The 9,447-nt window shown below is 42.4% G+C and carries 8 protein-coding genes; all 8 read left to right on the top strand.

The window, feature by feature from the left end; translation table 11 throughout:
* Nucleotides 1-739 precede the first annotated feature (739 nt).
* Nucleotides 740-1,900: a GDP-mannose 4,6-dehydratase gene (gene gmd / locus ABZB17_RS16455; RefSeq protein WP_372651659.1), complete on the top strand. Its 1,161-nt coding sequence runs from the start codon at nt 740-742 to the stop codon at nt 1,898-1,900.
* 306 nt (nt 1,901-2,206) lie between these two features.
* Entirely contained in the window at nt 2,207-2,581 is a 375-nt protein-coding gene (locus ABZB17_RS16450) for a four helix bundle protein (protein WP_372651657.1), read from the top strand.
* A gap of 113 nt (nt 2,582-2,694) precedes the next feature.
* Nucleotides 2,695-3,855 (top strand): adenylyltransferase/cytidyltransferase family protein, encoded by a 1,161-nt coding sequence (locus ABZB17_RS16445; protein ID WP_372651655.1) that lies wholly within the window; start codon nt 2,695-2,697, stop codon nt 3,853-3,855.
* A 304-nt stretch (nt 3,856-4,159) separates the two neighbouring features.
* The gene (locus ABZB17_RS16440; RefSeq protein ID WP_372651653.1) at nt 4,160-5,314 is read left to right on the top strand and encodes a GDP-L-fucose synthase family protein; all 1,155 of its coding nucleotides are present in this window, start codon (nt 4,160-4,162) and stop codon (nt 5,312-5,314) included.
* 601 nt (nt 5,315-5,915) lie between these two features.
* Nucleotides 5,916-7,301 (top strand): exopolysaccharide biosynthesis polyprenyl glycosylphosphotransferase, encoded by a 1,386-nt coding sequence (locus tag ABZB17_RS16435; protein WP_372651651.1) that lies wholly within the window; start codon nt 5,916-5,918, stop codon nt 7,299-7,301.
* Nucleotides 7,302-7,321: 20 nt separating this feature from the next.
* Nucleotides 7,322-8,044, top strand: coding sequence for a sugar transferase (locus tag ABZB17_RS16430; RefSeq protein WP_372651649.1), 723 nt, complete (start codon nt 7,322-7,324; stop codon nt 8,042-8,044).
* 38 nt (nt 8,045-8,082) lie between these two features.
* Nucleotides 8,083-8,955 (top strand): glycosyltransferase family 2 protein, encoded by an 873-nt coding sequence (locus tag ABZB17_RS16425; protein ID WP_372651647.1) that lies wholly within the window; start codon nt 8,083-8,085, stop codon nt 8,953-8,955.
* Nucleotides 8,956-9,212: 257 nt separating this feature from the next.
* Nucleotides 9,213-9,447: oligosaccharide flippase family protein (locus ABZB17_RS16420; protein WP_372651645.1), on the top strand; the 235-nt coding region annotated here is incomplete at its 3' end.

The following is a 9,447-nucleotide window of genomic DNA, read 5'->3' as shown; positions in this document are numbered from 1 at the left end:
TCCGCGTCACCTCAATCTGACTCCGCGTCAGGTAAAGAAGGCTCCGCACAGCACAAAACTGACAGCGCGTCATACAAAGATGCTTCCGCGCAACCGATAGATGGCTCCGCACTACTGAAAATGTATTTCGCACTGGTAAAAATGATTTGACACAGTTATTTGAACATTACCCAACAGTTTTTCATTGGAACGCAATAGCACAAAAACAGATGCCCCCAACAAAACAGTACCCACAGAGTTAATAAATAAGCTTAATAAGGTTTTAATCTTCTTTTACCATATAGCTACTAAGGTTATCCGCAAAAAAGAAGGTTTTCTTTTAACTCAGAAAACCTTCAGGTGTTTCCAAAACCCTGAAGGTTTTAATCATAAACAAACCATTTCAATCTAATTCGTATAAGCCTCGCAATTAGTGTATAAAAAGTCTCGGCAGGAACAAAATATTGGTAAATACAGAATACAACATGATATTAAGAACCGTAGGGACGACAGAACGTAAAAGATGAGAGGGTTAGATGATATGACGATGAGAAACGTGCTGAAATAATTTCTCATTGCCACAGTGCGCAGTGCCCACAGTCCCAGTGCCCACAGTCCCAGTGCTCGCAGTCCCATGTTACAGTATCCACTACCAAGCTAATTCGTATAATCCGTGCAATTTGTGGACAAAACTAAAGCATTTTCACCTTAACAATCCCGAGAAACAAAATATAAAAGATAACAAACTAAAAATACAATCATGACACAAAAAGTAGCCCTGATAACAGGAATCACCGGACAGGACGGAGGTTATTTAGCGGAATACCTCTTAAAAAAAGGATACATTGTTCACGGTATCAAACGCCGCACATCACTGTTTAACACCGACCGTATTGATCACCTCTACCAGGATCCGCATGTGGAGAACCGCAACCTTATTTTACACTACGGCGACCTCACCGACAGTATGAACCTCACCAAGATCATCCAGGAAGTACAGCCCGATGAGATCTATAACCTGGCAGCGATGAGCCATGTAAAGGTGAGTTTTGATACACCTGAATATGTAGCCAATGCGGACGGTATAGGCACATTGCGTATTCTGGAAGCTGTTCGTTTACTCGGTCTTACAGAGAAATCACGGATTTACCAGGCATCTACCTCTGAATTGTATGGTTTGGTACAGGAAGTACCTCAAAGCGAAAAGACACCTTTCTATCCGCGCTCTCCTTATGCAGTGGCAAAAATGTATGCATACTGGATAACGGTAAACTACCGCGAGGCCTATAACATGCATGCCAGCAATGGTATTCTGTTTAATCACGAGAGTCCGCAACGTGGAGAGACCTTTGTTACCCGTAAAGTAACACGCGCCATGAGCCGTATTGCCCTGGGCCTACAGGAAAAAGTATATATGGGGAACCTGTCGAGTAAACGCGACTGGGGACATGCCAAAGACTACATCAAAGCCATGTACCTCATCCTGCAACAGGATCAGCCGGATGATTATGTAATTGCCACAGGTATCACCACTACCATTCGCGACTTTATAAAAATGGCCGGAGCTGAAGTGGGTCTGGAAATCGTTTTCGGTGGTGAAGGAGTGAATGAAAAAGGGGTAATCACAGCAGTGGATGAAAAGATCTTCTGCGAAAAAGTCGGAGAGAAATACCTGTCCGCTATCAAGGAGAAAATAGCTTCGAAAGCAGAGATCGTTGAAGTGGATCCTCAGTACTTCCGCCCCACCGAAGTTGATCTGCTGATTGGTGATCCAACCAAATCACAAACCGTTCTGGGCTGGAAACCGGAGTACGATCTGAATGGATTGGTGAAAGATATGATGCAATCCGATATCAAACTCATGCAAAAAGACTGCTACCTGAAGGAAGGTGGATACACAACCTTGAATTATTTCGAATAAGAAAGACAGGGAGAGGATGAGACTCGAAGACGGTGAGAAGATGAGAGAGTGAGACTGGGAGAGAGCGAGACTATGAGAAAATGAGAAGGTGAGACGATGAGAGGGTGAGAGCGGGAGAAAATGAAAAACGTATTTAAATAATTTCTCATAGTCACAGCGCTCAGTGCTCACAGTCCCAGTGCTCACAGTCCCAGTGCTCACAGTCCCAGTGCTCACAGTCCCAGTGCTCACAGTCTCAGCGCTCACAGTCTCAGCGCTCAGTGCTCAATGTCTCCGTGCTCAGTACTCAATGCTAAAACAAAAACCATGGAAAAGATAAAAACACATCGCGAACTTAAAGTTTATCAATCTGCATTTAAGGCAGCCATGACTATTTTTGATCTTTCAAAAGAATTTCCCAAAGAAGAGGTTTATTCATTGACTGATCAAATCCGTCGTTCATCAAGATCGGTTTGTGCCGATACTGCGGAGGCATTTCGCCGTAGAAAGTACCCTAAATCTTTTTCAAATAAATTAAATGAAAGCGAAGCTGAAGCTGCTGAAACACAAAACTGGTTGGATTTTGCTTTAAATTGTGGCTATATAACTGAAGAAGTTCACATAAGACTCGACAAGGAGTATGAAAACATTATTGGCATGTTAGTTTCAATGCAAAAACATCCAGAAAAATGGACAATCTAAATCCCAGTGCTCAAAGTCCCACAGTCTCAGGGCTCACTATCTCACAGTCCCAGTGCTCAGTGCTCACTTTCTCAGTGCTCAAGGTTTCGCAAACCAAATAATTGCTAAAAAGAATGAATAATAATAAAAAAGTCTTCGTTTCCGGTTGTTACGATATGCTGCATAGTGGTCATGTGGCCTTTTTTAAAGAAGCTTCACAATTTGGAGATGTGTATGTGGGTCTTGGCTCGGACAAAACCGTTGCCGACCTGAAAGGACGACACACCATTAACAGTGAACAGGAACGTTTATATATGGTAAAATCCATTAAATATGTTACCGAAGCATTTGTGAACAGTGGCAGCGGTATTATGGATTTTGAAAACGAATTGAAAGAACTAAAGCCCGACTATTTTGTGGTGAATGAAGATGGTTATTCGCCCACAAAAAAGGAACTGTGCGATTCAATGGGCATAGAATTAAAAGTCCTGAACCGAATTCCTGATGCCGGGCTCCCCGCAAGATCAACAACATCTATGCGTACAGGCGATAACTGTACCCTGCCCTACCGTATCGATCTGGCCGGAACGTGGATCGACCAACCCTATGTGTCGAAATACCATCCGGGTTGGGCAATTACCCTGTCGCTGGAGCCGGTTATCGAATACAACGAACGTTGCGGCATGAGCACTTCAACGCGTAATGCTGCGAAGAAGATCTGGCCCTACTACCTGCCACTGGAGAAACCGCAAAAGCTGGCCGAGATACTTTTTAAGTTCGAAAACACGCCCGGTTCAACACTGATATCAGGAGCACAAGATGCCATCGGGATCTGTATGCCCGGACTGGTTCGTCATTATTACGACAACGCCTATTGGCCCAAACAGTTTGAGTCGGTGCATGATGAAGACATACTCGACTGGCTGGAAGAACACCTGTTTATGGTCTTGCTCTGGCCACGTCCTGCAGGTACCGACCTCTTAAAAGAAACTTACATCTCAGAAGAGAATGTAAAAGCTTTGGCTAATGCTGCGGATGGTGCATGGAAAGCTATCCTCAACAAAGATTTAGCAGAATTTGCACGGTACTTTAAAAACTCATTCGAAGCACAAACAACAATGTTCCCGGCCATGCTAAATCCGGAGATTGAAAAAGTGATCGATAGCTATAAAGATCAGGCGCTGGCATGGAAACTAGCCGGAGCCGGTGGTGGTGGTTATATGATTTTAGTAGCCGATCAGCAACCCAAAGGAAGTATGAAAATAAAGATCAGACGAAAAGAAACAGGACTGTAGAGAAGACGGTGTGAGGGTGAGACCGTGAGAGGGTGAGACCGTGAGAGGGTGAGACCGAGAGAGGGTGAGAAGATGAGACTATGAGAAGATGAGACTATGAGAAGATGAGAAACATGAATAAAAGTATCTCACAGTCCCAGCGCCCACAGTCTCAGTGCTCAAAGTCCCAGTGCTCACAGTCCCAAAGTCTCAGTGCTCACAGTCTCACAGTCTCAGAGTCCCAGTGATCAAAGTCTCAGCGCTCAGTGCTCAAAGCCTCATCCTCTTCGTGTAATTCGTGAAATCAGTGGAAAAAAATATAAAAATGAATAAAGACGCAAAAATATACATAGCAGGCCACAAAGGCCTCGTTGGCTCAGCCATTTGGAAAAACTTTCAAAACAAAGGCTATACAAATCTTATTGGCCGAAGCCTGGAAGAACTGGATCTGATGAACCAGCAGGCTGTAGCCGATTTTTTTGAACAGGAAAAACCTGAGTACGTGGTTCTGGCCGCAGCAAAAGTTGGAGGCATTATTGCCAACAACACCTACCGCGGACAATTCATCTACGAAAACCTGCAGATACAAAATAATGTCATTCATCAGTCGTATGTGCATGGCGTAAAAAAACTGTTGTTTTTGGGATCCACCTGTATCTATCCAAAACAGGCTCCTCAGCCCATGCCGGAGAATTGTCTGTTAACCGATACACTGGAGTATACCAATGAGCCTTATGCCATTGCCAAGATCGCAGGTTTAAAAATGTGCGAATCCTACAACCTGCAATACGGTACCAATTTTATCTCGGTAATGCCGACCAACCTTTACGGGCCAAATGATAATTTTAACCTGGAAACTTCTCACGTATTGCCGGCCATGGTTCGCAAGATACATTTATCAAAGTGTCTGGAAAACAACAATTGGGAAGCAATCCGTGAAGACCTGGATCGTCGCCCTGTAGAAGGAGTTACTGGCAAAGCCGATGAGAAGGATATTCTTAAAATCCTAACAAAATACGGGATTAATACAGAACAAGCAAATAGTGAAATCTCACCTTCTCAAAGTCTCACAGTCCCACAGTCTAATAGTCTCAGTGCTCAACGTCTCACAGTCTCCCTCGACCTCTGGGGAACCGGAAAACCCATGCGCGAATTCCTGTGGTCGGAAGACATGGCAGATGCCTGCGTGTTTTTAATGGAAAACCGGAATTTTGAGGATGTAAAATCGGAATGTGAAGGAGAAATAGTCAATACCCATATCAATATAGGAACGGGAAAAGAAATATCGATCAGACAGCTTTCCGAAGTTATTCAAAAGGAGATTGGTTTTCAGGGAACCATTAGTTTTGACACAACAAAACCCGATGGCACCATGCGAAAACTAACCGATCCATCCAAGTTACATCGTCTCGGTTGGAAACACAATATTGAACTGAAGGAAGGAATTAAAATGATGTATGAACATTACCTGAAAGGTTAACATCCTCTCCCCCTCGTTTGCAACGAGGAGTTTACAAGCGGTCGTTTGTAACGACAATTTGATAAACAATAAACGCAATACAACATTGCCGCGATTAAATAAAATATTCCCTATTCTTCCCCCTATGGGGGAAATGTCAGCGTAAGGAATGTGGGTGGTCAGACAAAGGGGGCCAACAAGCCAGATCAACCAACTGATTGCGCCGCGTTTAAATGCTTCTCATTTACCCCGGTTTAAAACCCGGCCTGTCCCGACTGAGCTAGCGAGCGTCTGGAGGCCACAAATATTAAACCTCTACGAGATTAAAAATTCTAATCGGTGTAATCCGTGCAATTCGTGGATAAAAGTCCACCACTGGCGCGGATTTGCAATCGCGCCATAGCCAATAAGGCTAAAGAGTTTTTAATTTTTTAAACTATAAAACATTCCGTTTCTATCGCTAACTGTTAATCCTGTAATCAGTTAGAATCGGAAACAAAATACAGGACATAAATTCACCAAGTAAAACTTGATTAATATCAACCGCAGCCCAAATATTTTTTTCTATTTTCGTTGGCTATGCAGATGATTAAAACAAACAGACAGAATTGATAATTAAACGATGAAATCCCGCGAAACCGAGCTTCTATATACTTACCTGGCCTTTGATTTGTTTTTGCTGAACCTGTCCCTGGGCTTCGTAGCCTGGATCGATTTAGACATCTCGCTGCGTGATATCCGGCTGATGAGCACCTATATTTTGCATGGTAACCTGGCCTGGGTAATCAGCTACCTGGCATTTACCAAAAGAAATCTTTTCCTCCGCGATAGTTTTGCAAACCGGATATGGCGAATTAGCAAACGCCAGGTGGTTTTTATCATAGTGGCTGCAAGTTTCAACCTTCTGTTTGTCCCTTTACATCTATCACAGTTATTCTTTTGGAAATATGCCCTGTTGTTTTATTTCCTTAAAATTATAGCCTACTGGCTGATATACCGCTATTTAAAATTTAAACGCGGAAAACGTTTCAACACCTTACATGCCGCAATAATCGGCCATAACGATACCGGCTTGTTGCTGCAACAAATTATTACCAGCAATCCTGGTTTAGGATACAGCTTTTCAGGTTTTATAAGCTCAAAAGAAAATATTAAAGAAGACTTCCTGGGGCATCCCGACGATCTGGAAGAACTGATCGACAAACACGATATAAACATTATATATTATACCATCTCGTTTTTTAACGGTGGAAATGCTGAAAAAAAGGGAAAAGAAGTATTGAAAATATGTAACCGCAAAGGAGTACGCTTAAACTTTATCCCTACCAACCAACTATGGTTCCGGAATCGTTTTAACACCGAATCGATAGGAAATATGGTGGTTATAAACCCCCAGGAAATCCCGCTCGACAGTGTTGGTTTAAGGGTACAGAAAAGAATTTTCGACCTGGTGTTTTCATTAACGCTTTGTATCTTTCTTTTCTCCTGGTTATTTCCCATCATTGCCCTGTTAATTAAACTCGATTCCAAAGGGCCTGTTTTTTTTGTTCAGGAGCGCACAGGCATCAACAATAAAACCTTTAGGTGTTTAAAATTCAGAAGCATGAAGGTTAACAACGAGGCTAACGACAAACAGGCAACAGCCAACGACGACCGAATCACTAAATTAGGCCGCTTAATGCGCCGTACCAACATCGACGAATTGCCACAGTTTTTGAATGTATTGTCAGGGCAGATGTCGGTTGTAGGGCCACGTCCTCATATGTTAAAACATACCGAAGAATATTCGTCGCTCATCGATAATTACCTGGTTAGGCACTATGTAAAACCGGGAATAACCGGTTGGGCACAGGTAAAAGGCTTGCGCGGAGAAACAAAAAAGTTATCTGCCATGGAAAACCGGGTGAAAGCCGATATGGAATACATCGAAAACTGGAGATTTGCCTGGGATATGAAAATTATCTGGCAAACGGTGTTTGGCCGGCATGCCTATAAAAATGCGGCATAATAAAAAGGAATCGACAAAACATGAATACGATAAACGAACCCAAAGGAGCTTTTCCCTATCAACCACCAACTGAAGAGATAAAAAAACGATACAGGGAAATTTTTGAGCTAAAGGAGCCCTTAAAAGTTCCCTTCCCAAAACTATGCTTTGATAAATTGCTGGCTTCTTTTTTCGTCTTACTGTCTTTGCCCGTATTCTTGCTTTTAGTAGTGGCTAACTGGATAGAAGGCTTGATAATTAAGGAAAACAAAGGGCCGCTGTTTTTTTACTACTATGGTGTAAGCCGTGGAAAGAAGTTTAAGAAGTGGAAAATCAGGCTGATAAAAGAAAAATACATCGATAAAGAACTACAGGCCAAAGGCGACTGGCATGCCTATCAGAATGAATGGATGCCGGAAGCCCGAACATTTTTAGGTCGTTTTGTAAAAAAATTTTATATTGATGAGCTGCCACAGTTCTTTCTTATCCTAAAAGGCGATATGTCGTTTGTGGGGCCCCGCCCCCTGGCGGTTCACCATTACGAGAGAGATTTGGCGCAGGGTAATGTAACCCGAAAATTAGTCAGGGGTGGTTTGTTGGGCTATGGACACATTCGTAAAGGAACACCTGAATTTGGCAACCCCGTTTACGAATACGAATATATACACCGTTATCTTCACTATTCGGCATTAAAACTTTTGTTTACCGACCTGGGCGTAATTGCAAAAGGAATGCTGGTGGTGTTAAAAGGAGGAGGCCATTAAGAAGTGGAACGATTTGTGAATGCGAAACAAAACTGAAGATGATGATTACAGCCAGTATTGTACTATATAAAACATCAATGGCGGAATTGGAGAAAGTATGTCATTCCCTGTTACAGGAAGACATCTTTTCGAAGATTATTATTGTGGATAATTCGCCTGATGACCGTTTAAAAAATGTTATTCGCAACCGTAAGATTGAATATATTTTTGTGGGGAAAAACCTCGGGTATGGAGCTGCACACAATATTGCCATCCGGAAAATTTTGAATCAATCAGAATATCACCTGGCTTTAAATACTGACATTTTCTTCGCTCCGGGAGTTATTCCAAAAATCATTGCTTACTTTAAAAAACATCCAAAAACAGGCTTGCTTCTTCCGAAGGTACTAAACCTTAGAGGCGAAGTACAATACCTTGCCAAACTTTTACCAACACCGTCGAACCTGATTATCCGGCTTTTTTTACCCGAAAACATATTAAAGGAAAAACGGAAAAGATATCAGCTGGCTTTTAACGGGTACAATACAACCATTGAAGCCCCTTGCCTTTCGGGATGTTTTATGTTTTTCAGAACAGAAGCCTTAAAAAAGGTGGGACTGTTCGATGAACGTTTTTTCCTTTATGCAGAAGACTTTGATCTTTCGCGAAGAATTCATGAACACTATGAAACCATTTATTACCCAAAAGTAGCGATCACCCATTATCACCACCGCCACTCCTACAAGAGTGCCCGAATGATGATGATTCACATGGTTAATACCATTCGTTATTTTAATAAATGGGGATGGTTTTATGATCCTCAACGATGGAAAACCAACAAACGAATACTGCAGGAGCTGGATTATAAACTCAAACTAAAATCGAAATTGGAAGCCTTAAAACCTTCCAAAAAGAAAAGAAAGGTTTCCTGAACAGAGCGAAGTAACCGTTCAGCAACAATAGCTATAAGGACATACAGCTAACTCGCGAATCCTTTCGCGTAGTGCAACAATCCATTGAGCTCGATACAATACCCCCCTGCCGCGCGAATCTATTTACACAGCTGCTGCGCGAATCTTTTCGCGTGGTAACAAAAGAAATTATAGTTCCCGTATTTTCCTGCCGATAACAAGTTGTGCAAAAAACACCATCCATAAAAAGGAATTTATTTCACAATAGCCTGCTCCTGTTGAGCAACTTATTGTTTCCCTTTATCAGCTTTTCGTATGCTTCACGTGTATTGGGCCCTGAGGCATTTGGAAAGATTCAGTTTATTCTGGTATTTGCCCAATACTTCGTTTTACTGGCAGCCATTGGCATACCGATTTACGGCGTACGTGAAATTGCAAAAATCCGCCACGACGAGGCACGGATAAGCAAAACCGTTTCCGAGCTGCTGTTTTTAAACGGTATAAGTTCGCTGC

The organism is Draconibacterium sp., from assembly GCF_041583095.1.
GTDB lineage: Bacteria > Bacteroidota > Bacteroidia > Bacteroidales > Prolixibacteraceae > Draconibacterium.
This window is presented reverse-complemented; position numbering and strand designations above follow the sequence as displayed.